General features: G+C 49.0%; 1 protein-coding gene. It reads left to right on the forward strand.

Annotation, left to right across the window (positions count from 1 at the left end; translation table 11 throughout):
• Positions 1 to 1,222 (forward strand): thiamine pyrophosphate-dependent enzyme (locus PX481_RS10795; RefSeq protein ID WP_288094569.1); only part of this gene is annotated, 1,222 nt, incomplete at its 5' end.
• Between the last annotated feature and the right edge of the window lie 216 nt (positions 1,223 to 1,438).

Here is a 1,438-nt window from a genome sequence, read left to right on the forward strand (position 1 = left end):
CCGTCAAATCGAGGCCGCTTTACACCTCTTGGAAACCGCCGAAAAACCCTTACTTTACGTTGGTGGAGGTGCGATCGCAGCTAATGCCCACGCCCAAATTGCCGAGTTTGCCGAGCGTTTTCAGTTACCCGTCACCACCACCTTAATGGGTATCGGTGCTTTTGATGAACATCATCCCCTCTCGGTGGGAATGTTAGGAATGCACGGCACTGCCTACGCTAATTTTGCCGTGACCGGGTGTGATTTATTAATTGCCGTCGGCGCTCGTTTTGATGACCGAGTAACGGGGAAATTGGACGAATTCGCCTCGAAAGCTAAGGTAATCCATGTGGATATAGACCCGGCCGAAGTGGGCAAAAATCGCGCCCCTGACGTGCCGATTGTCGGGGATGTGCGGGTAGTTTTAGAACAAATACTCCAAAAAGCCAGAGAATTTGATTATCCCACTAATTCTGATCGCAGCCAAGCTTGGTTAGCCAAGATCGAGCGCTGGCGACAAGATTATCCCCTGCAAGTACCTCGACCAGAAGGCAGACTTTCCCCCCAAGAAGTGATCGTTGAGGTGGGTCGTCAAGCACCCCACGCCTACTATACCACCGATGTGGGCCAGCATCAGATGTGGGCGGCCCAATTCCTCAAAAATGGACCCCGACGTTGGATTTCTAGCGCGGGATTGGGGACGATGGGTTTCGGTTTACCGGCTGCGATGGGGGTAAAGGTGGCTATTCCCGATGAGGAGGTCATCTGTATTAGTGGTGATTCCAGTTTCCAAATGAATCTACAGGAATTGGCCACCCTAACCCAATTTAATATTCATGCCAAGACGATTATTATTAATAATGGTTGGCAGGGTATGGTACGTCAATGGCAAGAAGCTTTCTATGGGGAACGTTATTCTAATTCCAATATGGAAGCGGGAATGCCAAATGTGGAACTGTTAGCCCAAGCTTACGGCATTAAAGGGATTACTATTCGCCATCGAGAGGAATTAGCCGCAAAAATTGCCGAAATGTTGGCCCATGATGGTCCGGTTTTAGTCAATGCGATCGTGACTAAAGACGAAAATTGTTATCCCATGGTTGCCCCCGGCCAAAGTAATTCCCGTATGATTGGTTTACCGAAAATTGTCACTGGGGGTTGTGAAATGCTCAATTGTCCCAGTTGTGGCGCGGTTAACAGTTGGAATAATAAATTCTGTCCTGAATGTGGGGCGAAATTGTAGCTGAAAATTGTTAATTAATTAACCAGCCTCCGTTATACTTAACGGAGGTTTTTGGCTTTTTCTCTACTGTGTGAACATCATAAGTAGGTAGGCGTTAAAAATTATCAGATGCCCCCTTATTAAGGAAGGATCGGCACCCCCCTTATCAAGGGGGATCCCCCCGCCTATCGGCACCCCCCTTATCAAGGGGGATCCCCCCGCCTATCGGCACCCCCC

The sequence above is a fragment of the Microcystis sp. M53603_WE2 genome, assembly GCF_030065435.1.